At 65.4% G+C, this 22,598-nt stretch carries 24 protein-coding genes and 1 pseudogene; 5 read left to right on the forward strand and 20 right to left on the reverse strand.

The window, feature by feature from the left end; all coding sequences use genetic code 11:
- Positions 1-8: 8 nt before the first annotated feature.
- From KBO27_RS01870 to KBO27_RS01910, 9 genes are all read right to left on the reverse strand, one after another.
- The gene (locus KBO27_RS01870) at positions 9-302 is read right to left on the reverse strand and encodes a helix-turn-helix domain-containing protein (protein ID WP_132621309.1); all 294 of its coding nucleotides are present in this window, start codon (positions 300-302) and stop codon (positions 9-11) included.
- On the reverse strand, positions 299-1,594 hold the full coding sequence (locus KBO27_RS01875; RefSeq protein WP_210968242.1) for a DUF3631 domain-containing protein: 1,296 nt from the start codon (positions 1,592-1,594) through the stop codon (positions 299-301). The genes KBO27_RS01870 and KBO27_RS01875 overlap by 4 nt, the downstream gene beginning before the upstream one ends.
- A gap of 26 nt (positions 1,595-1,620) precedes the next feature.
- Entirely contained in the window at positions 1,621-2,628 is a 1,008-nt protein-coding gene (locus KBO27_RS01880; RefSeq protein WP_210968243.1) for a bifunctional DNA primase/polymerase, read from the reverse strand.
- A 27-nt stretch (positions 2,629-2,655) separates the two neighbouring features.
- Complete coding sequence (locus KBO27_RS01885) at positions 2,656-2,910, reverse strand: hypothetical protein (protein WP_210968244.1); 255 nt, start codon at positions 2,908-2,910, stop codon at positions 2,656-2,658.
- A 141-nt stretch (positions 2,911-3,051) separates the two neighbouring features.
- The gene (locus tag KBO27_RS01890; protein ID WP_210968245.1) at positions 3,052-5,247 is read right to left on the reverse strand and encodes an FtsK/SpoIIIE domain-containing protein; all 2,196 of its coding nucleotides are present in this window, start codon (positions 5,245-5,247) and stop codon (positions 3,052-3,054) included.
- Positions 5,244-6,095 (reverse strand): ABC transporter permease, encoded by an 852-nt coding sequence (locus KBO27_RS01895; protein WP_210968246.1) that lies wholly within the window; start codon positions 6,093-6,095, stop codon positions 5,244-5,246. Before KBO27_RS01895 ends, KBO27_RS01890 begins: the two co-directional genes overlap by 4 nt.
- On the reverse strand, positions 6,092-6,376 hold the full coding sequence (locus KBO27_RS01900) for a hypothetical protein (protein ID WP_210968247.1): 285 nt from the start codon (positions 6,374-6,376) through the stop codon (positions 6,092-6,094). The genes KBO27_RS01895 and KBO27_RS01900 overlap by 4 nt, the downstream gene beginning before the upstream one ends.
- Before the next feature lie 121 nt (positions 6,377-6,497).
- On the reverse strand, positions 6,498-7,040 hold the full coding sequence (locus KBO27_RS01905) for a hypothetical protein (RefSeq protein ID WP_210968248.1): 543 nt from the start codon (positions 7,038-7,040) through the stop codon (positions 6,498-6,500).
- A complete protein-coding gene (locus tag KBO27_RS01910; protein WP_246536096.1) occupies positions 7,037-7,357 on the reverse strand; it encodes a hypothetical protein in 321 nt (106 codons plus the stop codon). Before KBO27_RS01910 ends, KBO27_RS01905 begins: the two co-directional genes overlap by 4 nt.
- 165 nt (positions 7,358-7,522) lie before the next feature.
- Between KBO27_RS01910 and KBO27_RS01915 the strand changes: the two genes are divergently transcribed.
- Complete coding sequence (locus tag KBO27_RS01915; protein ID WP_210968249.1) at positions 7,523-7,852, forward strand: helix-turn-helix domain-containing protein; 330 nt, start codon at positions 7,523-7,525, stop codon at positions 7,850-7,852.
- Positions 7,853-7,858: 6 nt separating this feature from the next.
- Here KBO27_RS01915 and KBO27_RS01920 read toward each other — a convergent pair whose 3' ends face one another.
- A complete protein-coding gene (locus KBO27_RS01920) occupies positions 7,859-8,134 on the reverse strand; it encodes a hypothetical protein (RefSeq protein WP_210968250.1) in 276 nt (91 codons plus the stop codon).
- 114 nt (positions 8,135-8,248) lie between these two features.
- Between KBO27_RS01920 and KBO27_RS01925 the strand changes: the two genes are divergently transcribed.
- Both KBO27_RS01925 and KBO27_RS01930 read left to right on the forward strand, forming a co-directional pair.
- On the forward strand, positions 8,249-8,989 hold the full coding sequence (locus KBO27_RS01925) for a helix-turn-helix domain-containing protein (RefSeq protein WP_210968251.1): 741 nt from the start codon (positions 8,249-8,251) through the stop codon (positions 8,987-8,989).
- A gap of 11 nt (positions 8,990-9,000) precedes the next feature.
- A complete protein-coding gene (locus KBO27_RS01930) occupies positions 9,001-9,477 on the forward strand; it encodes an NUDIX hydrolase (RefSeq protein WP_210968252.1) in 477 nt (158 codons plus the stop codon).
- Here the strand turns inward: KBO27_RS01930 and KBO27_RS01935 are convergent.
- The 4 genes from KBO27_RS01935 to KBO27_RS01950 all read right to left on the reverse strand — a co-directional run bounded on the left by KBO27_RS01935 (position 9,465) and on the right by KBO27_RS01950 (position 12,007).
- Complete coding sequence (locus KBO27_RS01935) at positions 9,465-10,013, reverse strand: HD domain-containing protein (protein ID WP_210968253.1); 549 nt, start codon at positions 10,011-10,013, stop codon at positions 9,465-9,467. The genes KBO27_RS01930 and KBO27_RS01935 overlap by 13 nt on opposite strands.
- Before the next feature lie 273 nt (positions 10,014-10,286).
- Positions 10,287-10,481: a hypothetical protein gene (locus tag KBO27_RS01940; protein ID WP_210968254.1), complete on the reverse strand. Its 195-nt coding sequence runs from the start codon at positions 10,479-10,481 to the stop codon at positions 10,287-10,289.
- Complete coding sequence (locus KBO27_RS01945) at positions 10,478-10,708, reverse strand: hypothetical protein (RefSeq protein ID WP_210968255.1); 231 nt, start codon at positions 10,706-10,708, stop codon at positions 10,478-10,480. Before KBO27_RS01945 ends, KBO27_RS01940 begins: the two co-directional genes overlap by 4 nt.
- A gap of 90 nt (positions 10,709-10,798) precedes the next feature.
- Positions 10,799-12,007, reverse strand: a complete 1,209-nt coding sequence (locus tag KBO27_RS01950; RefSeq protein WP_210968256.1) for a helix-turn-helix domain-containing protein — start codon at positions 12,005-12,007, stop codon at positions 10,799-10,801.
- Between the two features lie 275 nt (positions 12,008-12,282).
- On the opposite strand from KBO27_RS01950, the gene KBO27_RS01955 reads away from it, so the two are divergent.
- A complete protein-coding gene (locus tag KBO27_RS01955; RefSeq protein ID WP_210968257.1) occupies positions 12,283-12,591 on the forward strand; it encodes a hypothetical protein in 309 nt (102 codons plus the stop codon).
- Between the two features lie 78 nt (positions 12,592-12,669).
- Here KBO27_RS01955 and KBO27_RS01960 read toward each other — a convergent pair whose 3' ends face one another.
- The 6 genes and pseudogenes from KBO27_RS01960 to KBO27_RS01985 form a co-directional block, all read right to left on the reverse strand.
- Positions 12,670-14,175 carry an AAA family ATPase gene (locus KBO27_RS01960; RefSeq protein ID WP_210968258.1) on the reverse strand — a complete coding sequence of 502 codons (1,506 nt, stop codon included), beginning with the start codon at positions 14,173-14,175 and terminating at the stop codon, positions 12,670-12,672.
- Positions 14,176-15,264: 1,089 nt separating this feature from the next.
- Positions 15,265-16,452: a hypothetical protein gene (locus KBO27_RS01965; RefSeq protein WP_210968259.1), complete on the reverse strand. Its 1,188-nt coding sequence runs from the start codon at positions 16,450-16,452 to the stop codon at positions 15,265-15,267.
- Between the two features lie 384 nt (positions 16,453-16,836).
- The gene (locus KBO27_RS01970; protein WP_210968260.1) at positions 16,837-17,916 is read right to left on the reverse strand and encodes a pentapeptide repeat-containing protein; all 1,080 of its coding nucleotides are present in this window, start codon (positions 17,914-17,916) and stop codon (positions 16,837-16,839) included.
- 109 nt (positions 17,917-18,025) lie between these two features.
- Positions 18,026-18,952: pseudogene (locus KBO27_RS01975) on the reverse strand (tyrosine-type recombinase/integrase); the annotation flags it as partial.
- 246 nt (positions 18,953-19,198) lie between these two features.
- Positions 19,199-20,602, reverse strand: a complete 1,404-nt coding sequence (locus KBO27_RS01980) for a hypothetical protein (protein ID WP_210968262.1) — start codon at positions 20,600-20,602, stop codon at positions 19,199-19,201.
- 285 nt (positions 20,603-20,887) lie between these two features.
- Positions 20,888-21,340 (reverse strand): hypothetical protein, encoded by a 453-nt coding sequence (locus tag KBO27_RS01985; RefSeq protein ID WP_210968263.1) that lies wholly within the window; start codon positions 21,338-21,340, stop codon positions 20,888-20,890.
- An 804-nt stretch (positions 21,341-22,144) separates the two neighbouring features.
- Here KBO27_RS01985 and KBO27_RS01990 point away from each other — a divergent pair.
- A complete protein-coding gene (locus KBO27_RS01990) occupies positions 22,145-22,594 on the forward strand; it encodes an ester cyclase (RefSeq protein ID WP_210968264.1) in 450 nt (149 codons plus the stop codon).
- Positions 22,595-22,598: the final 4 nt, after the last annotated feature.

The following is a 22,598-nucleotide window of genomic DNA, read 5'->3' on the forward strand; positions in this document are numbered from 1 at the left end:
GGCCCCCTTCAGGCGTTCCGCTGGCTGATGAGTCGGTTGGCGTAGTCCTCGATCGCGGCCTTAGGCACGCGGCGGAGTCGGCCGATCTGGACGGATTCGAGTTCGCCGGCCTTGACCAGTGCGTAGGTCTTGGTCCGGCCGATGCCGAGCTGTTCGGCTGCTTCCTCGACGGTCAGCAGCACTCGGTCGGGCATCTTGCGGGCGGGTGGCGCCGGGGCGGCCGGTTCGGGGATCTCCTGTTCGGCGAGCATTGCCGCGAGTGAGGCGAGGGTGGCGGCGAGCTGTGCGGTGTTCGCTGTCATGCGATCCCCCTGGTGTTGATGGTGCGCGGGGTAGCCGTCCCAGCCGTCCCATCCGTCCCGATGCAGGTCAGGCTGGGACGGCTTGGGTTGCTGGGACGGCTTGTGCCGTCCCAACCGATTGGGCCGGTGATCTGGGTGGGACGGCTTGAGCCGTCCCAGTCGGTGTTGCCGTCCCGCGCTGACCTGGGCTGGGACGCTTGGGACGGCTGGGACGCCTCCTCCGCAGAGGCCTCCGGCGGGCAGTACCGAGCCCAGGCGTCGGCGAAGTCGGCGCGGCGGTAGCCCTTGACTTGGGAGCCGTCGGGGAACCGGACGTTCGCTGACCTGATCTCGAACTCGGCGAGCAGCTTGGATAGCTTCGCCGGGCTCAACCCGCCAGGTCCGTAGTCGCGCCACGGTGCTTCGAGGTCGGAGTTGAGCTGCCGGAGCAGATCAGCAGTGGAGATGACCTGTGTGTCGTTGAACGCCGTGCGGCAGTCGATCAGCAGTCGAGTCCGGATGGTGCCCTGGTCGTTGTCGGTCGCCTCGGCCAGGAGGTCAACCGCGGCTTGGCGTGCGCGGTCTGGCCAGCTGCCGCCGGCGTGGTCTGCCACTGCGATCAGTGGTTCCCAGGTGTCGGCTGCTCGGTCTTCCAGCGGCATTTCCGGTTCGGCGCGTTCGAGGATGTTGAGGTCGCTTCGAAGCCAGGCGGTCATCTGGTCGCCCAGGTGCGTCAGGGCCGGGCGGTCGCGGCGGTGGCGGTAGGGCGAGACCGACTCGCCCGGAGCACGTCGCCGCATCCGGATGACCACGGCGCGGTCCTCGATGGTGTCGGGCATGGCTCCGATGCCGGCCAACGCGGCCATCGCGAACGTGGGGATCGACTCGACCTTGCGTGTGTTGGCGTCGAACCGGATTGCCGGTCGGTTGCGCTGGTGGCCAGCGTTGAGCAGGCCGCGCAGGTCCTCGTTGCTCGCGGCCTCGGCGCCGAAAATCGTGTCGGCTTCGTCAACGAGCATCGTGGGCGGGTCGTCGGTGATGGAGCGGTAGATCGCTGAGGGCGAGGCGTTGACGGTGATCAACGGCTCGTAGCAGACCGCCTCGACCACATCGAGCAGTCGCGATTTCCCGCAGCGCTTCTCCGGTGCGCGGATGACCAGGCGCGGGGCGTGAGCCCATGCCGGCTGGGCGTGGGTCGCGGCGATCCACAGCACGACGGCGTCCACGGCCTGCGGGCTGGGCAGGATGACGTAGCGGGTCAGCGCGGTGTGCAGCTGGTCCAGCAGCCCGGCCCCGTGGGGTTGAGTCGTCATTGAGCTACCTCCTTCCGAGCTCGTGGTCATGCGATGCGGTTTCCGAGGCCGTGCAGGGATTCCGGGCCGTCGTGGGTTCCGCGCTCCCAACCGCGGATTGCGTTGCGGCGGGCGGCGGCGGGTTCGAGCGGCTTGCCGGTGCGCTCTCGTCGGCGGAGCGCGGCGGCGGTCAGGGCGTCGATCGCCTCGGTCGCGGTCCACGGGGCGGTGTCGTGGGTGGCGAGGTTTGCCAGGCGGCGAGCGGCCGCGTAGACCAGGCGCCAACGCTCTCCGGGCTCGGTTTCGACCTTGGTCAGCTGGCCTGTCCAAACCCGCTGCCAGTAGCCCGGAGCGTGATCGCCCGCCCGCGCCGCCCCGAGGTTGGGAGCTGCCGGTGCCGGTGTCGCCGGAGGCATGACCCGGGGTCGCATCCAGGCGGGCAGCTCGGCGATCTCAGCGGTCGCTGAGATCCGCGTGTAGACGCCCGCAACGTCCTCCGGTGGTGTTGCGATGCTGGTTCCGGGAGCGACGACGTAGCCGCCCTGGGCGCGGACGTCGATCTGATGCCCCACACGTCCTGTCGCATCGCTTGGCGCCTCCAGCCCGCTCGGGGCGCGGAAGTACAGATGCCGGCCGCCGCTCGGTGTGGCGACGGTGAGAGTGGTTGGCCAGGACGCGCTGGCGGCGATGGTCAGGGCGTCGAGGGCTTCCAACCCGTCGCCGACCGGGCTGGGCACGTCGTGCGCGGCGGGGGCCGGTGCCTTGGGCTTGCGGTCGAGGTCGAGCACGACCAGGCCGGACGGTCCGGTCGCGATCCCGACGCCGGCACGAGGCGTGCGGGTCCACCACTGCCGGATCAGCTCCTGATCGGTGGTGGCGGCGAGCAGGCCGTGGCAGGGCTGCTCGGCTGTCAGGCACGGGCACGCGGTCGGTGCGGTGTGGCCGGCCTTGCAGTGCGGGCAGTTGGCGAACGGGCGCTTGCTGCCGGGCCGGAGCGGGAAGACGTGCATGTCCTGGGCGGCGAGCCAGCTGGCGATGTCGAGGTGAGTGCTCATGCGGGATGGGCCTTCCAAGTAGGACGGTCAGTCGCGGTGGTGGGCGCGGTGGACGCGGCGAGCGGCGTTGATGGCTCGACGGCCAGGGCGCAGGCGAAGGCCGGTGCCGCCGCAGCGCCGGCAGAGGCGGATCGCGCGGCCGAACGGGGAGCGGAGCTTTCCGCCACCTCGGCAGCTGCGGCAGGCCTTGAACGGCCAGAACCAGCACGTCGCGCCGTAACCGAACGTGACCAAGAGGAGTGCGAGGAACAGGAGGGTGCTAGCGGGGTCAGTGGGGGTCACAGGTGGCCTCCAGGGCGGTTTTTGGGCGCACTGGCCCGCAGCGCGCTAGGAGCTAGAGCGCTGGTCAGTGGGAATGAAGGTCGTTAGCGGGGCCGCTAGGTCTAGCGGGCTGGTCGGCTAGACCTAGCGGCGTTGCTGGGCTTAGCCAGCACCCCGCCCGTGGTCACGCTGCGTGTGGGTTTCGGCGACGTCGGCGCGGTGGAAGCCGCGTCGGTTGCGGCCGGTGCCGTGCTCGTCGGTGCCCCAGATCTGGCGGTTGGCGCGCACGCCGTGGCGCTTGAGCGCGGCGGTGAGCTCGTCGGCCTCCCACTCGCCGTAGACCTCCGGGCGTAGCTCGGCGAGGCGGGCAACCGCGGTTTCGTTCCACACCTTCGCCTCGGCCTCGGAGAACACCGCGAGGATGTCTTCGAGCAACGTGTCCTTCTTGGACGCCGACTCGTCGACGTCCGGGGCCTCGCCGATGGCGTGGCCGGTCAAGGTGCCAGCCTGCTCGCGCAGCGTGCGGGCGTAGGTAGCGACCTTTTCCGAGGCCGGGCCGTCCAGACCTGCGACGGTGCGGACGATTTGGGCGTCGGAGCCTTCGCCGACCAGGTAGCCGATGCCCTTGTCAGCCCACGCGAATGTCGTGGCCCGCACGCCCTGCTTGTACTTGGAGGTGCCCAGGACCATGTCGTTTTCGGTCTGGCCCTGCACCTTCAGGCAGAACCGGGTCGACACGTTCGCCGAGATGCCCGTGGGCAGGCTCTTCGCGTCGGGGCGCTGGGTGGCCAGCATGATGATGATCCCGAGCGCGGGTCCTCGTTTGACCAGGTCGGTGCAGATGGCTTCGAATTCCTCGCCGTAGTCGGGGTGCTCGAACCACACCTGGCACTCATCCACCCCGATGACGATCGGGTGCAGACCGAGCGACTTCTTGCCCGCCAGTTCGGGGGTGACCTTGTTCTCCGGCGCCAGGCCCTGCTTGGCCAGGTCCCGGATCAGCTTCGCCCTGCGGCGGAGCTCGTCGCGGAGTTTCCGCAGGTCACCAATAGCCTTCTCGATCTCCTCGTCGTCGTCTCCGACGCCGTGGGCGTGGGTGACCTTTTCCAGGGGGTCGAGGTCGCCGGTGCCCTTGAGGTCGTAGGTGTGCAGCTCGGCGCGGGGGTCGAGTGCGGCGATGAGCAGGAGCTCGCGGAGGGCGAAGGTCTTGCCCATGCGCGGGATCGCCCCGATCGCCACGCTGGTGAACATCAGCCGGAGGTCAACCCAGCGGCCGCGCTGGTCGGTGCCGAAGGGCTGGGGTTGGAAGAGGTCGACCTTGACGCCCTTGCGCAGTGCCCAGGCGGGTTGCTTGGCCTTGCGCATGTCCTGATCCCCCACCCACAGGATCAGCCGGGCCGCGTGCTCACTGTTGTCGGCCTCGGGCCACACGCAGCCGAGCGGCCGGCGGAGACCGGAGGCGAGCTTTTCGCGGCGGTCCATGATGTCGCCCGGCGTCACCCCGTGCGGCAGGTCGATGTCGGCCCGCCACCCCTTGCCATCGCGGGAGATCGGCTTGGGGAACCCGATCCCCTCGCCGCCCTTGCCCATTGCCTGGTTGATCCCGGAAATGCCGAGTGCGGACAGGGCGATTTCGACGGCGTTGCTGGTCAGCTTCGGCACCTTCGTCGCCTCCACCGCCCTGCTGGCGATGGGCTGATCCGCCGGAGCACCCAACCAACCCACAGCACCCACGGCGCCGGCCACGATCGCGTACTGGACCAGCTCCGGCAGCAGCTCGCGGCCGAGGAAGAACGCCGCCAGGGCGGCCACGCCCATGCCCACGGTCGTGTAAACCCGACCTCGCACGCGGCTATCACGCTGACCAGAGAGCCGCAGGTACTCGGCGGCATCAGCACGGTCAGCGGCAGCGTGCCGAACCGGCCGGCCTTCAGCGTCGGTCACCCACCGCAGGAAACCGCGGAGCAGCCGCAGGGTCCCTTGCGGAACGCGGATGAGGATGCGGGCGATGTAGACCGGGCACCGCACCGCGTGGAAGGCCAGGGTGTGGCCGGCGTAGCCGACCGCCCACTTCGCAGTCTCGCGGAACTCCTCGACGCTGCTCGCCCACTGGGGCAGAACGGGTTCGCGCTTCTCCCGGCGAACCAGACTCGACCCATCCCCAGCGGGCTCGGTCCGATCGACCTGCGGGGCCTGGTCCTCCTCGACCAACTCGCCGTCGAAGACCTGCGGGTCTGCCTCGGCTTCGGCCTGCTCGTGGTTGAGGCGTTCGGAGGGGAAGCGCAGCACCCGCGCGGCCTGCTCCTCGGCCTGGTGCTCGTTGTCCTCGGGCTTGGGGGTGTTCGGCTGTTCGGTCATCGCTGCACCTCCCGGTGGGTGTCTTTGATCAGGTGGGCCAGGCCGGCGCCCATGCCGAGCACGGCGACGGGCAGGCAGGCCACGGCTGCGGTGATGAGCCAGGGCGCGGAGGTCATGCCGGCGGCCTTCATCAGGTGGAAAGCGATCTGCCCCAACGCCCCCAGCCCGAGCGAGCCGAGCGCGGAGTACTTCGCAAACCGCCGAGCACGAGCCGGGACCTGGCCGGACAGCCAGACCCGCAGGGCGTAGGCCGCGTAGGTCTCCACCCCGATCGGCAGCGTGATCGCGGTATTGATCGCGAACCCATCGGCGATCCCCGGCAGCGGGTGCACGATCCCGAACCCGGTCAGCTGACCGAGTCCGACCCACCCAGACCAGATCGCCACGAACGCCGGCAGCGCCAGCAGCATCACCGGCCACACCGCCACCGGCCTCGACGTGGACCCCTCGGCGGGTTTAGCCGGGTCCGCGCCCGTGGTGATCGGCTCAGACTCCGCCTCACGCACCGGCTCCAACTCCTCGGCCGAGACCGTCTCGGACTCGCCGACCGGTTCCACGTGGGCAGTCTCGGACTCGGCCTCGGTGGTTTCGTCCTCGTGGGTCTCGGTGGGTTCGTCGGTGTCCGGAGTGGGTCCGGCGACGACGTGCAGACCCGCCGGGTTGGGAGCCTTGACCGGCTGCTCGTCTGCGAGGCGGTCCAGGATTTCCCGGGCCTTCGGTGCCCCGATCCGCAGCTCAGCCATCAACTGGTTCCGGCTCGGCATCCGCCCCATGTCCTCGGCCATCTGACGCGCCTGCGGCAGCAGTTCGTCGATTGGCACGGGGTAGGCGCTCTTCGCGGTGGTCATCGGAACACCCCCACCGGAAGCCGCGGAGCAGGCACCCGAGCACCCAGCCCGTCAACAACGGCCATGACCAGGCGTAGGGCCACGCCCAGGCCGACCAGCCCGACGCCGATAGTGCGGGCGATGCCGGAGGTCACTGCGAGTGCGAACAGGGCCACGACGGGCAGGACGGTCACGAGGGTGATCCGCAGCAGGCTAGCCACTGCCAGCAGTACCAGCGGCAGCACCACAACCACCACGAGTTCCAGAACCAGGCTCAACAGCCCGATAACCAGGGTTTTCATCGCACACCCCCACGGGGGCTGGTGGCGATCCGTAGCATCAGAGATCTCCTAACGGTTTCGTGATCGGTGGGAGACCCGGCCCAGCAGTTGGTTTGGCGACTGGCCTGCTGGGTCGGGGTCATCAAAAAGGCCAGGTGGTCTCGCCGCCGTCGACGCGATCGGCGGCCCGAAACAGGGCCTCGGCCATCCAGGCGTCGTTGTTCTGATCGGCCCAGTAGGCCTCATCCCGCGCCGCATTCGGCCCGTACCGCTTGACGTACTCCCTGGCCTTCCGGTCGCAGCGCAGCTCGCGTTCCGCCCGCTCCGACGCGCACGCCTCGACCGCCGGTTCGTCGGCCGGTTCGGTGCGCTTGACCAGCAAGGGCTTGCCGGTGATCTGGGACCGCCACGGCCCCTTCTTGCCTTGAAGCCCTCGGCGTTCCATCTCCAGGTAGGCCGCCGTGGGGACCTCATCGACGTGCGGCGGGGGCGCGTCGATCTCGAAGCGGTACGCACCGCAGTCACAGGTCCACCGCACCGACACCTCGCTGACCTGCTCACCACTGCTCGGCTTGTGCTCCGGGCAGGTCAGCTCACGCCGCCGCCTGGCACCCCTCGATCCGTCCTCGGTCGAAAACCGCGGCGCCCGCCGCCCGGACAACAGCCAACTCATCAGCCCGTTCACGCCGCCTCCCCGGAGTCCGAACCCGCGTCCACCTCGGTCGTGATGAGCCGCAGCGTGGCGTTGGCCTCGCGGCGGTCGTAGCGCCGAAGCCGCGTGCGCTCCGCTGCGCCGAGCTCCGACCAGACGAAGGGCGCCACCGGCAGTTCGCCCAGTTCCTCGGCGATGACGTGCGACCAGTAGTCCTGCACCGCCTGCTGCTCGAACTCACTCAGTTCGACCTCGCAGTTGGCCAGCTCGGCGCCGAACGAGGCGTAGGCCTCGATGTCGTGCTGTTCGTCCAGGTCAGCGGCGAACGGGTCGTGGTTGTGAGAGTCCATCTCTCTGGCTCCTTCCTTGAGCAATGCGAGAACATTAGCGCAATTATTAGCGCTACGGAAGCGACGGGAGGTGGCCACGGAAAACTCCGGCGTGGGATTTTTCGGGGAAGGTGGAATTTCAGCGCTAGGATTTGCGCTGATAGGAGTGGGTCAACGGGAGGTGTCGTGGGCAAGGACTGGGACGCAGTAGCGACCGCAATCAACACCCGATTGGCGGAGCTCGACCTGACGCAGCGGGAGCTCTCCGAGCGGTCCGGGGTGAGCACCGCGACCCTGCGCCAGCTCCAGAACAACTACGAGCCACGCCGACGCAGCCCGCGCCTGCTCGCCGCCATCTCCGAGGCGCTCCGGTGGCCACCCGACCGCCTGGCCCAAGTCCTCGAAGGTGAGGCCCCGGAGGACGAGGGGGGCCTTCGGGCGGACGTCGTCCGACTCCGCCAGGAGGTGGCTGAGCTGCGGGAACGTCTCGTCGCGCTGGAGGAGAAGCAGGTCTGACATCGGTCAGCCGCCGATCGCCTGCAGGAAGGTCGCCAGGGCGTCGCCGGCGCCGGTGAACTTCGTCCACAAGTCGCCGATCACGTGAGCGGACTCGACCGGCTGCTTGATGATCATCGATCCAACCGCGAACAGGACCAGAAAACCGATCAGCTTCGGCATCACGCCGCCGCCGGCCTTCGGCATCATCGGAAACGCGTTCTTCGCCATAGTTGCCTCCTCGGTCATCCCCGCCGCCGACTTGGTGGTCGGGGTCTTTTCCGTCTCTGGCAACAAGTTCACCGCGAAACCGCAGACGTTCCCACGGGTCTTTCCGGGTCGCTTGCAGACGTCTTCGCAGCTCTATACCGTCTGCTCGACGTCCCGAAAGATCCTCAAAACGTCCCTGGGGGTGAGATGGCGAACGAGCGTCTGCGTGCTGCGGTACGCGCGGCCGGCCTCACGATCTACGAGGTCGCCGCCAAGGTGCGAGTCGATGAGAAGACCGCCGAACGCTGGATCACCATGGAGCGGAAGCCTCACCGGCAGACCCGGAGAAAGGTCGCTGAGCTGCTCGGTACGTCCGAGCTCCAGCTGTGGCCCTCTCTGGCGGAGGATCCGCACACCACCCCGAACCAGGGCGTCGAGCTGGTGCACCTCTACCCGTCTCGGTCGGCCGTGCCGTTCGAGCTGTGGAACGAACTGATCCACGGCGTGAAGGAGCGCATGGAGGTGCTGGTCTTCTCCGGCCAGTTCCTCGTGGAGCAGCACAACATCCTGCCGGTGATCAGGCGGAAAGCCGAAGAGGGCACGGTCTTTCGCTTCGCAGTGGGGGACGAGACCTCACCCGCGGTCATCCAACGTGCTGTTGAGGAGGGCACGACCGGCGGTCTGGAAGGCCGGATCCAGATGATGCGGCGCTACCTGAGCAAGGTCGCCGAGCTGGACAACGTCGAGATCCGAACCCACGGGACGATCCTCTACAACTCGATCTACCGGTTCGACGATCAGATGCTCGTCAACGGGCACGCCTTCGGCTCACTCGCCGGCGAGAACCCCGTGCTGCACCTGCGGGAGGTGGAAGACGGCCCGATGTGGGAGCACTACCTGCGATCGTTCGAGCGCGTGTGGCAGGAAGCCACGCCGGAAACCGTTTGAGGAGCGCAACTGTGGCTCGCGTGGACTACTTCAACGACCCGAACGCGCCGGCGGCCAACTCCGTCGTTCCTTCGGTGACCGCAGCCATCCGCAACGACGCCGGCGACATCCTGCTGATCCACAAGATTGACAACGACCTGTGGGCGCTGCCGGGTGGCGGCCACGACGCCGGCGAATCCCTCACCGACACCGTGGTTCGCGAGGTCAAGGAGGAGACTGGCCTGGATGTCGAGGTCGTGCGACTGGTCGGCACCTACACCAACCCCAACCACGTCATGGCCTACGACGATGGGGAAGTGCGGCAGCAGTTCTCGCTGTGCTTCGAGGCCAAGTGGGTCGGTGGCCGGCCGCGCGAAGACGGCAGCGAAACGAAGGAGGTCCGCTGGGTCGCCCCAACGGACCTCGATCGCCTGAACATCCACAGCTCGATGCGCCTGCGCATCGATCACGCGCTGGACGAGACGCGCACGCAGCCCTACTTGGGCTGACCGGCGCGGCGCTGTTCGGTGCGCTGGACGGCTTCAGCCAGCACCGGACGCGCCTTGACCCACGTGCGGTGAACCGGGTCCTCGGGGGCGTAGCGGCTGAAGATCTCCTCGATCCGCTCGTCGTAGGTCAGGCGTTGTCCTGCCGGCCCCGTGGTGAGGTCGGCCGTGACCAGGGCATCCAGCAGGACGGAATCCTCGAACGGGAACTCGGCGAGCTCGTCGGACATGCCGCGTTCGGCCGCCTCGAACCGCGCCCCGGAGTGGTGCGCAACGAGGTTCACGATCACCTCGGGCCATCCCTGGTCCCGCAGGTAGCGGGCACCGTCGAGTGGGTGGAACTTGGTGTGGCCGATCTCGGGTGCGTATCCGATGTCGTGCAGCCAAGCCGCGGCGACCAAGGTGTCTCGGTCCTGCGGTGGCACGGCGTCGCTGAGCTCGGACGCTCGTGCAGCGACTGCCTGAACGTGCTTCCAACGGCGCCCCAGCGGGGCCACGAAGCGTTCGGCGGTCTCGGCGGCTTGCTGGACCAGCTCCATGTGCGCTCACGCTACCTTTCACGGTCTCAATCGGTCATCGGCGAGTTGGGTTGTGCATCGGAGCCCGGCGATTACGGAGCGCTGTGCCGGAATCTCGCGGATCTTTCGGGGAGGCCCGGCCTTGTCCTTGCCTCGCTGGTCAGTGGTGGTGTCGGCGATTTCATGGCGCGCTGAGAGCGCCGTACGCAGCTTGTTCACGCAGGTCTGGAGGGATGGGAGGGGTGTGGAACACCGAGGGGCGCGGAGTTCGGGGCCATCCGCACCCCTCGGTGGCTAGGGGATCTCGGATGCAAGGTGTTCGGCGATGCAGTTTCGGCAGGCTCGGGCGGAGTTTGGGTGGTTGCTCTCGCCGGCATTGAGGCCACAGAGGGTCAGGCCGTGGTCGTTCTGGCGGCGTTCGTGCACGACGCCGAGGTGATCGGTCCACACCTGCGCGTAGCGCTGCTCGGACTTCGTCGGGGCGCTCATGCCTCGGCCTGCTTCCGGCACATGAGGTCGCAGGCGTGGATGCGGGCGTACTCGCGCAGGCTCACCGCGACGCAGTCGTCGCAGGCGTGGGTGGGTTGGGTGCCGTAGTTGCCGACGGGTTGGCCGCAGAAGGTGGTTCCGGTTCCGGCGTTGCGGATGTGGACGCAGCCGTCAGGGCTGGTCCACAGGCCCGCGTCGAGCGGTGGCGTTGGTCGTGCCGCATCCATGCACCCAACGCTGCCGAAGCAACACCGGACGTGGTCGGAAATGCGGAGCTATGCGCATCAACGGTGGGCTGATGCGCATAGCCATGATGGTTAGCGGCTGGTCATGGTCCGGTAGGAGTCCTGGAGCTCGCCTGCGGTTGGGAGCTTTCCTGCGGTGACGTGGTTGACGACTTCGCGGACGCGCCACCAGTTGGACGGGGCAACCTGCCCGGACTCGATCGCGGTCTGGGCGGCGTCGGCGGCCTCGTCTAGGCGGCCGTTGCGGGCTGCGCACAGGGCGAGGTCGACGTGGGCGGTGGCGTAGCGGCGGGGCCAGGGCTGGAAGTCGTTGGTGGGGCGGAAGCGGTCGATGACCTGGCGGGCGTGCTGTTCGCCCTCGGGGTCGCCGAGCCAGGCCAGGGTGGTGGCGGTGTATGCCGCGGCTTTGCCGGGGTCGTAGCGGTAGTGATGTTCGGCCGGCACCGGCTTCGGCAAGTGCGCCGATAGCGAGTGCACGCGCTCAACGGTGCGGTAGGTGGCATCGGCTTTACCGAGCCGCGCCCACGCCCGGCCTTCCTGCGCGGTCGCCTGGATCTCCGCCGAGCTCCCGGACGGGGCGATCGATTGGGCGTGCTGGGACAGCTCGGCGGCGCGTCGGTAGTCGCCGCCGGTCAGCGTGCGCCAGGCTTCGGTTTCGTAGCACCAGGCGCGGATCTCGTCCTGCTCGGCATGGGTGGCCAGGCCGGCTGCGGTGCGCAGCCGGGCGGTGGCCGGCGCGTGCTGGTTCAGGTCGATGTGCACGGTGGCGGCCAGCAGGGAGAACCAGCCGCCGAGCACCAGGAGGTGGCGGTGTGCGGCGAGGGTTTTGCGGGGTGCGTCGATGAGCTGGGAGATGTAGCCCAGGTGCTCCCGCAGCCGAGGCAGCAGATCGTGCGGACTGGACGCGGGGTAGGCCGTGGCCAGATCGTCGAAGGCCATTTCCAGCTGGGCCAGCGTCTCGGCGCTGATGTCGGAGGCCGCGACCCTACGGGCCAGCTCCATCGCATCAGTCTCATCACTCGGCTGCACCGCGCCGGCGGCCGGGATGCCCCTGGTCGCAGGTCGCGGGGGAGCGGCGGTGGCCCGAGCGCGGAGCTCGCCGCCGGCGCACAGCAGCGCGTCTAAAGCGTCCACGGTCGCGGATTCGGGGCGTTGCCGGTCATTTTCGTACCGGGAGAGATTGCCCTGGTCGAGGTGCAGTTCCTGGGCAAGTTGGGCTTGAGACAGGCCGGCCGCACGACGATGCCGCCGCAAGGCCTGCCCGAAAGACTCCTCGGACATGGTCCTCTACCTTCCCGCCGGAAACCCCCACCGGCGCCCCCAGAGCGTCCCCTGGGGGCTAGTACCTCCGGCGGGAGGCCAAGATCCAGCATGCCAGCCACAACACGGCTCAATCGAGTACAACGCCAAACTGGCGATCATTCGAACTCTCGTTCTACGATGCTGTGCAAGTCGGGTCAGGGCGATGGGGAAGATCCCCTGACCCGATGCGGGCCGGTCGACCTGCACCCCAATTCGGCCGGCCCGCCCCACGGGCACACCAGAGCGGGCACCACATGGCAGACAAGGACGGGGACTGGCAGGGCACCCGGCGACGACCAGACACCCCAGTCCCTATCTGGATCAAGCTCGCGTACGTGCTGCCGCCCAGGGCACGTCCTCGCGGTCTCGACGGCGTACCGCTCCGAGTCCGCGCCGCCGGTATCGACATCACCAAGACCATTCCCGGCGTCCTGCTGGCGTGGCACCAGACCATCACCGGTGACTGGTGGGCGCTCGCGACTTTCGAGCTCACAAACCGCTCGCAAAAGCCCGGCCTGGTGGTGACTCAGCTCGTACCGGCTGCCGCTGTGAGCCCGCGCTGAGAATCGGGCGAAATGCTCCCGAGGGTGTGGACGGGATCGGCAGCTGCTACCTGTCGATACCTACGGAACCGTTTCTTGCTAAGTGCGGCTCCACGAGTCGCGGACGTGCGCAAACACCCGTCGAAACTCGTCTTCGACCTCTACGGTGCGCAGCCAGAGGCTTACCAAGTGCTCTACGAGCACGTGTTCTTCGACGGCGAGGTGCCGAGCGGCGCGGGTGAACCAGAATTGGTGATGGGCGAACCGCACCTGGTCCAGTGCCAGGACGAGGTCGTCAACGTTGCGGGCCAGGAGGTCAGCCAATGCCTTGGGATCGGCGTGTACCTGCCGGAGCAGCTCCTCGTCGGGCACGTTGCCGGGAAGGAACTCCACCGGGAACCCGCGGTCCCCTTCGACATGTTCCCTCTGGTCGCCATCGAGGAGTACGCAGACCTGCAATGCTTGCGACCGGCTTAGCACGCGGGCGCCGGCCAGCGCCTCGTCTCGCCCGCCGGCGTCGACAACGTCGACCTGCTCGGCCAACGTCCGGTCACACCGCACCAACGCTGCGGTGACTATTCGCCTAGCCAATTCGTCCTCGACGAATACGAGGCCACCGAGAGACGTACGGTGTCCCAGGGTCCGTAGCGCTGCCTCATTTGTCGCGGGTCGAATCATGCGGGCGCCGTCCGGTCCCGGCGTTAGCATGCGCAGCATCGACGCTGGCGTGCGGGCGATCATGGCTGTCGAGTGCGTAGCGATGATTGTCTGGATGTTGTGGGCCAATGTGGAGCGGGCTAGTTCGTCGAGTAGGGCGACGTGCCCAACTGGCGACAGGTGGGTCTCAGGCTCGTCTATGAAAATCGTGCTGCCAGGTCGGGCCGTGCGCACGACGTAGAGGAGGAAATGCACCCACAGTTCTCCACGGCTCATCCGCTCGGCGGGAACAGTTCGTCCGTCGACGATACCCTCAGGGCGTGGCACGATAAGGTCCTTCTCGGCTTCGTAGCTGTACCAGCGGAGTTCGTCGTAGTGACGGCCGGTGATGTCGCGTAGTACGCGTAATTCCGCCGCGCTGTAAGGGAACGGACCCGCCGTGTGTTTCTCGGCCTCGTCGTCCCTCCCATGTTCGAACGCCCAATTGAGGTTGATGTCGAACGCTGTCACAACGTCCACGTACTCCCCGTAGGGCGGTGGGTATTCGTGCGGCCATGAATAGCCGCTGAATTCCTTACCTATCGGCTGTTCTAGGTCAACTTCCCATGTCGTCGAAACACCGTCTGCGTAGTGACGCATGGTGTGCTTCCCACTCACCCCATTGCTGTTTTCGAGGTAGGTGAACGAGCCGTCGCCCTTCTTTCCCAGGCGGGTGTAAGGCTCCGTAGGCGGACCGCTCAAGCCCAGCTGCGGGCGGTCCGGGAGCGAAGTGACAAGCGTCCGCAGGAGATAGGTCTTTCCCGCGCCGTGATTACCTGTGAGGACAGTGAATCGGCCCCAGTCCATCTCGTCCGGCGCGAATACGGGCGATGACGTGATCGAGACGCGCTCCAACCCGAGGGGGCCAGCCTCAGACAGCCTTCGCCAGATCTTCTCCCGAGCGTCCACGCGTCGCCCTCTTCTCGTCTAGTGCCGCTGCAAGGACTATTGCTTCTTACCAGTTGATCTAGTGGTGCACCCAGGGGCAACTCCTCGGACATGGATCTCTACCTTCCCGCCGGAAACCCCCACCGGGCCCCAGAGCGTCCCCTGGGGGCTAACACCTCCGGTGGGACCCAGCACCGTCGATCGCGATCGAGTGCAACGGCGCACCGACTCGGACTACAGCATCTGTCCGCGTTCGCATTCCCGGAAGCTAGTCCGATCGTTCGTACCACTTCATACGAATGGGCGTACGGTAGCGAAATTACCGTAGACCTCAGCAGAATTACCGTAGGCAAAACGTTTCCCTTGTTTCGCGAGGCGCGGCAGGCTCAAGCGCAGCACTGCAAGGCGGATATCGCAGAACAAAGCAGAAGGGAAATCATGGCAATCCGAGACAAGTCACTGAGTGAGGTTCCGGTGCGCTATCGTGGGCGACCCAGGGTGCATAAAGAACCGCCCGCGCTGTGGATGGCTTGGACGCTCCTCGTGGGCCTAGGGAGCGATGCGGTGCGATGGATTCTACCGGATCAATTCCGTCCTTAGCCCCTTCGCATCTGACCATCTGAACGATGGCTCTACCCAGGCTTGTTCTGATCCAAGCACCCGGCTACTCGTCCGATTCTACGCGAAGCGTTACTCCGAATGGGCTTACTACATCAAAAGTGTCGCATGCGATCGCAAGTTTGTAGTAGCGATCGCACTTTCCCCGTCGCCCAAAGCAAGCAAGCATTAATCACCGCCGTGTGACCACCGCCGAAACCGCGCCGCGCAGCGTGGAAAGAACGACAAAAGAAGGGATCTCATGGGCAGCCGAAAAAGGAGAGGGAACACGATTCTGATGCGCAACCATCCGCGCCGCGTGAGCGAAGAGCGGCCCGCACTTTGGATGGCTTGGACACTCTTCGTAGGGGTAGTACGCGAAGCGGTACGGTGGATACTCCACGATCAATTCCGCTCCTAGTTCAAGGCGACTTGGTCGAACTGAGGACTGCCCTCAGTTCGGCCAGGTTGCGTTGCACCGGCACACCGCTCCGTAGTTGGTGCCGACACTCTTTATTGAGATGACCAGTCTTGCGACATGCCGAACACAGCGTGCGCACTTTCATTTGATCTGGCGTGCAAGAGCATGCCGCCGTTGGTGAGTCGTGTGACAGGGAACGGTAGATTTTCCGGGTCGATTGGGCGTCTTGCCCAGGGATTCAGCCAGAGCCGTGGGAGCTTACTGGCGGGCTCCCAAAGTTCGGAACCTCCTCCGATAAGAACCGCCGAGATACCAGATCCTTGCTCCGGATTTTTTCTCCAAACGCCGTTATGTGCACGGTCCCACTTGGCTTGTTGGCCAACTGGACCATTCTCGATATAGCTGAGACGAAGTTCGCCAAACAAGGCATCCACAGCGTCGTCCTGGTGAAAATAAGGAGCCCAAGGAAGAAGTGCGATCATATACGGTTTATCGAGAACACCATATTTTGATCGTTTCTTCTTCAGCGTTCGAACAGCCGCCTCGCGATCTTTTACCATCCCGACGGCCATCGGGTAGACTTCGAGGTGAATACCCTCTTCTGTGCGATTCTCGGGCGGGATCGGGTAAGCCGAAAATCGCAGTCGCCAATCCCTAACCGAGATGACCGTTACGGGCGGCCATTCAATCGTATCTGCATCGTGCTCAACGGTGGTTGGGTCTAGCGACTCCAGCCAGTTTTTAAGGGGACTCGTTACCTCCGTGATGCGAGGACGTTCTGTACCGAACACCTCGAACTCAAGTCCTACAAAAAAGTTCGGATTGCTCAGCTTGTTGACGGCATCGTATATCCAGCCCGCACGCTCGCTTTGGCTGCTGTCGACTATGTCTGAGAAAAATGTAGCAGCCTCAAGGTAAAATTCCAAATCGTCACGCGTTGCGAGGAAATCCGGATGATTTCCGGAGTCCGCCAGCTCGGGGTGTACCTCGATCTGGAACCCTAGGGCATCAAAGAGGGTATAGACGTACAATTCCCACCAAGCTGGAAAATGTTGTTCTCGGTTATCGGATTTGAACCGGCTAGCCAAGTCGATTGCGTTATCCTCTGGGTATTCCAGAAACCACTGCTCCAGCAAATTTCGTAAACGTTCGAAATATGAATTTTTGGCGCGGTTGAGGAAAGAGTACGCGCCTTCTCCGTGCGCCTTGGGCGATAAATCTGTCCGCTCGAACTCGTCAAACAAGCTGGAGCGCGAAGCTTCATCTGAGATTTTAGTCACACCAAAGATGTTACAGATCGTTATCTCTCCAGCGCGCAACTCATGCCCGCGGCGCCTCGTGCAGGCACATGCTCGGGCCGCCAGCGTGGGCGCACCTGGTCTCAGTTTGGGTCTCATTCGAGGGCGTTCACGGAGGTTCGGAACGGGCTCGGCGCGTTCACGGCGATCCTCTGACCTGCCGATTTTCCGTCCGTGGCCTCCGCTGAACCGGTGATCGTAGAACTGAAAAGCGGAAGGTCGGCGGTTCGACCCCGCCCCTGGCCACCGCTCATAGCTGCGAGAACAGCCCCCGTCGATCTCGACGGGGGCTTCTTCGTCTCATTTTTCGTCTCAGTTCCCACTCCCGGGCGTGGGCTTCGCAAAGCCTCCACCCGTGGGAGAAGTTCACAGATCGCCAGTGCGGGTATGCGTGAGGTCCACGTCCCTAAGGTCTGTGCCAACAAGCGTCGTGGCCCTCAAATCGGTGCCGCCGAGGTTGGCTCCATCGAGAAGAGCACCGGAGAGGTCCATGCCGACGAAGCTGATGTTGGATAGGTCCGCGTCTTTGAGGACAGCGCCAGCGAGCTGTGCGCTGACGAAGTTGGCGCTAGCAAGATCAATGCCGACAGCGCTAATGCCAGTGAGGTTGGTCGCATTGATCTCCGTACGGGTTACGCTCGCGCCCGTCAAACGTGCGGATCGCAGATTGGCGTTGATGAGGGAAGTGTCCGCGAGGTTCGCGTTGGTCAAGTCTGCTCCGGCGAGCGTTGCGCCGAGCAACTTGGCGCGACTCAGGTTGGCTCCGGTGAGATTCGCGCCGGTGAGGTCAATACCGCTCAAGTCCGCGCCAGAGAGGTCTACGCCGGCGAAGTCCATCTTCGCCAACCGTGCACCGGAAAGATTGATGGGTTTGGCCTCTGCGCTGTGGCTTTGGCTTTTGATGATGTCTGCTGCGGTGTAGAGGTCGGCCGCCGCAGTGGTGTCTACTGGCGGCCACATCAGCAGGGCGTCTGTTAGCGGAGCAGGCGGATGTGTACGGACGAACGCGGCCAGTACGTCCATCGCAGCTGAGTGGTCCCGCGGCGAGTCGGATGCGATCCGGTTCAGCGCATAGGCACCCCCGATACGGACCTCGGGCTTTTCAGCGCCTAGTTGCTCGACCGCCTTGGTGAAGCGGTCGGTGATTTGTCCCTGCTCAGCTGTATTCGCCTGATCACGTGCGATCACGACGTTGACAGCCGTAAAGATCAACGCCGCCGCCGTTGCAACACCCGTTATGAAGGTGCCGATTTGCCCCCAGTCGACACGCCTGGCGGTCCTTGGATCTGAGGGTTGCCCGTTGGGTGGCTCCCATGGTTCGTGGGTAGCGCTCCTAGGCTCCTGTACTCGAGTATCAAGAGTTCCGGGCGGTTTCAGTCCGATACGACCATGCCCGGCGATTTGGCGTCGGGTGTTGGGGGTGTGCCGCCGATCCATGGTGATCATGATCCCAGCCTGGTTCCCCGTTAGAGGGATAAATGCCAGATCCAGTTGATCGGCTGAGGGCTGTGCACCGGGCGGGCGCCGCAACAGCAGCTGGCACCCGCCCGGTATCTCACCGCATTCCCCAGAAGTACGTGTTGAGGCGGTCCGCAACGTCCCGTCTGAGTGCGTCGGTGACGTGCATGTAGCGCTGCTTCATGGAGATCGTCGACCAGCCCATGAGGTCCATGACCGTTCGATCTGGCACTCCGAGGATGAGTAGAACTGTGGCTGCCGTGTGCCGGGCGTCGTGCAGCCGGGCCTCGCGGACATTGGCTTCAGCAAGTAGTGACTTCCACTCATCGAGGTCCTGGCGAGGATCCAGTGGTCGGCCGTTCGGTTGGGCGAACATCCAACCTTCCTCGCGCCATTCGTTGACTGCCTGCTCGCGTTCGGCGTTCTGAACATCCCGGTGCCGCAGGATGAGCTCGAAGAGCTCATCGGGAAGCGAGATCGTCCTCCGTCCGGCCTTCGACTTGACGTCGACCTCGACCAAGCCTCCCCCTTTGCGCTGGGGGCACCAGCGGGCGTGATCGGTGCAATCCGTGGAACAGGGTGGTGGGCACGCGCGAGTGTGGCGCTTGCACGCGGGCGGGCACGGCTTCGTCTTGTGGTACTTCTGCCCGCACTGGTGCGGGTCGTCGCACCCGTGCTGCCATGTCTGCCGTTGGAGAGCCCTCTTGATCCGCAGGGTTTTCCGCCGCTCGTCGAGGCAGTCCCACTTCAGAGCAAGTGACTCGCCTTGCCGAGTGCCGAGGGCCAACGCGATGACGAAGCGGACGCCGTTTCGGCGGCCCAACGCGACCTTGAGGATCTGCTGAACCTCTTCGGCATCCAGTGGCTCGATCTCTTCCTCGTCGACACGAGGCGCTTTGGCGATCTCCAGGGGGTTACGCACGATATAGCCGCGCTTCATCGCCTCGCCGAAAGCCGTGCGGGCAGTCCGGTGCACCTGGTGCGCCGTACCAGGCTTCAACCCGGACTCCATCATCTTCAAGTACAACATCACTAAAACGTCCCCGGCGTCCTACTGGCCTGGCACCAAACCCTCACGGGTGACTGGTGGGCGCTCGCCACCTTCGAACTCACCAACCGTTCGGGTAAGCCCGGCCTCGTGGTCACCCAGCTCGTGCCAGCCAACGCCATCAAACCGCGCTGAGGACCGGCCTCCAACTCGTGTCAGGTGTTGGCGTTTCGGTTGTGGATGTGCGCCGCGTCCACGGCGCCTGCGCGTAGTTGACAGGGTTCAGCGAGTCAGCGCGGTGTCGAGGAGCATGAGGGTGCGCGGTTGCTCGGCCGAATCCAACACCTGCCAGCGAGCCACTTCCCGACCGGACGTAACCCCGACACCACTGAACGCAAGTTGGTAACGCGGTAGTGGCGTCGAAGTCAATGTCTCGCGGTGGGCCCAGTTCCACCGCAACAAGGTCTGCTTGAGCGGCCCGGCACCACGGTAGCGTTCATCCAGCAGCGGCCGTGTCACGGCCGGGTGGGTGAGGTAGTCCACAATGGGGACCGGCGCGTGGAAAGCCAACGCACCTACTTCCCCAGGGCTGCCGACGGGCTGTCCGCCGGTGAGTCGTCCGAGATCCGCGGCGACGGCGGCGTACTGCGGGGTGCTGGCATAGTTTCCAGTCAGGTAGGCCATTGTCCAAGGGGCTGGCAACGACGCGACCAGCGATCCGGTAGCTAGCACGAGAGCGGCTACGAGTGTGGCGAGCCCGAGACGGTTCGAGCAGTACAGGCTGAGCGCCGTAGCCAGGACCGAGCAGGCCACCAATGGCGCGAAGTACCAAAATTGCGGGTAAGCCCCACCCAGCCACATCACCGCCCAATGCGCCCAACCCGCAATAAGCGCTGCCAACACAACGCGCGCATGACGGCCACCCCGGGTCAGAGCCCACACGCCGCACGTCAAGCCCATCACAACCGGCAGCGCGGTCAAGAACGTCGCGACCGGCCACCGGGCGAAGTAGTACGAACCCACTGACGTCGCCATTGTGAGCGACGCGCCGCTGCTGCTCTTGAGCCATGTCGTGTCCGGCACCGCGCCGCCGAGGGCGAACCACGACCACACGTGCCACGGCACGACCACCATGGAGCCAACGGCGGTCGCTGAAATTGATCGCCGCCACGGCAGCAAAGCGAAGATCAGCACGGCCGCTGGCACGATCAGGTCGAGTCGAGTCAGCAGCGCTACACCTGCGACCACTCCGGTGGCCGCGGCACGGTCGGCGGCCGCGTAGCGGGCGACACCGGTGAGCGTCGCGACCGCGAGGTAGGTCTCGAGACCCACGGTGGATGCCAACAGGGGTGAGCACGCCACCAAGGTCAACGCAAGGTACGACGCTGCCCAGTGAAGCCCGAGACAACGGCGTAGCCCTTCGGCCCACCGGCCGGTCACAGCGAGGGTCAGGGAGAGAACAATCCCGACGGCATACACCACGTGACCATTGGCGAGTAGGCTCCCTGCAGCCAGCAGCAACATATTCAGGGCGGAGCTCTGCGTGTTTGCAGTAACCCCTGGCAATGCGCCCCATACGCCGTGCTCAGCGAGGTTCCGGGCATAAGTCAGCGTGATCATCGCATCGTCCGACATGGCTCGGTGCGTGACCAGGAACAGCGCCAGCCCGAGCACAGCGCCGTACATGGCGGAACCCCACCGGCTCATCCCAAGACGCCACCAGCGGGCCGAACTACCACCCTCTAGGACTGCGGGTGCTGGCAACTTGTCCAACAGTGTGCTCACCCAGCGAAGGATCCGCGTGAAGCGCTTTATAAAGCCGCAGGTCACTCGAAAGAGGGCATGTCAGGCAGATGGGGCAAATGCGACACCGACCACCGATGGCCGAGTCGGGCAGGCTGGAATGTCGGGGTGTGCGGTGGGGTGGGTGCGGCTGCTCGGTTTTGGTGATCGTTTGACGCGCGGACAGATCTAGTAAAACCCTTTGTCGCGGAATTGGTCTCGCAGCTCCTTGACGACTTCCTGCCGCTGGGTGTCCTCGGGCCACGGGGCGAGCTTGTAGGTGCCCAGCACTCTTCGCACGGTGCTGACACCAGCACGACTTGTGCAACGCCCGCATACCGAGGGAAAGACACGCTTGGGATTGGCCAACATGTCCAGCAGCTCAGCCGGGGTGAACGCCCACGCGTCGCGGCGATCATCGACTAAACGGCATGGGTCATTCCGGTCGATGGGATCGAACTCCGCATGCAGCTTCACGGTCAGATTGCCCGGTTCAGCATGTTGCTGCAGCAGAAACCTGGGCGGGGTCGTGACCTGTCCACGCAATCCCATCTGCTGGAGCTGACGCTCCAGCAGGTCGCGAAAGTAGTTGATCTGCTGGTCGGATAACTCGCCGACCACATCCACGCTGATCCGAGTCATGGCACGTAACCCTAGCCCGAATGGGTGAATGATCGGCAGTTCGCTCCCGTAGCCCCACGTTTACCGCGGTCGTCGATGCGCGGTCTGTGGTCTCAGTTCTGGTCTCATTCGTACGCGTTCACGGCAGTTCGAATGCGGCGCGGCGTGTTCACGGCGATCCTCTGCCGAGTGTCGGTTCGTGATCTCCGCTGAACCGGTGATCGTAGAACTGAAAAGCGGAAGGTCGGCGGTTCGACCCCGCCCCTGGCCACCGCTCAGAGCTAGAAAGCCCCTCCCGGTCCGGGAGGGGCTTTTTTCGTGAGGGGTCCTGATCGGTGTTTGCGCTGGTCAGGCCATCGAGTGTCACTTGACGCCCGGGATGTGGGGTCTAGGAACCACTGGGCGGTCATCCGTTCGGATTCTTGCCCTGCGGTGGTCGGAGTACGACCGGCTCCTGGGACTCCCACTTCATGCGGAACGCGCGCTGTCGGCGCCATTCCCCCAGTGGTCGGAAGGTGCGGGCTCCACGCTCGGCGCTCGGCCCCCGGCACAGATCAGACCTGAGGAGCGTTTCGCGATCTGCTGATCGCTAGGTCTAGGGCGGCCTTGGTCGTCCAGGCCACTGCGCTTCTCAGGTCGATCCCCGGGCATTACCCCGGCCCATCACACGGTGCCGGAGTTGTGCGGGGCACGACAGGGCACAAAGTCCTCCTCTGCGCAATGGCGTCCGCCGTTCTCCCGCCGGCCCACGACGAAAGACCCTGGCGCGAGGCTTCTGGGCAGGAGCACGGTCGGTTGTGCTTCAGCAGGAGAGGGGGCGCACCCATGACGGAGGCGAGCGAGGTCCAGCGGCGCATGTTCGAGTGCGTGTTGCAACGCGACTTCGACGGGCTCAGAGAACTGTGCCACCAGGAATACGAATACATCAGTCCCGACGGTGCACGGCATGCCGGCGCAGAAGCTGCCGTGGCTGTGGCCGACAAGTACACGACCGCCTTCTCCGACATGGTGTTCGAGGTGGTGGCGGAGTACACGTGCGGCGAATCCGCGTGCGTTCGGGTGTACGAGGTCAGCGGGGTCCATGAGAACGAGCTGGAAGGGATCGCGCCGACGTGGCGGGAAATCCACGTCCACCTGTGCAGCATCGTCGAGATCGAGGACGGCAAGATCCGCCGTGAGTACGACTTCTTCGACAACGCGAGCTTGCTGAGTCAGCTCGGAGTGGTGCCGACTCCCAGGTCTTCGGAGCAACGGGCCCAGTCCGCCTGGACGTGACGGC

The organism is Saccharopolyspora endophytica, assembly GCF_018070075.1.
GTDB classification, from domain to species: Bacteria; Actinomycetota; Actinomycetes; order Mycobacteriales; family Pseudonocardiaceae; genus Saccharopolyspora; species Saccharopolyspora endophytica.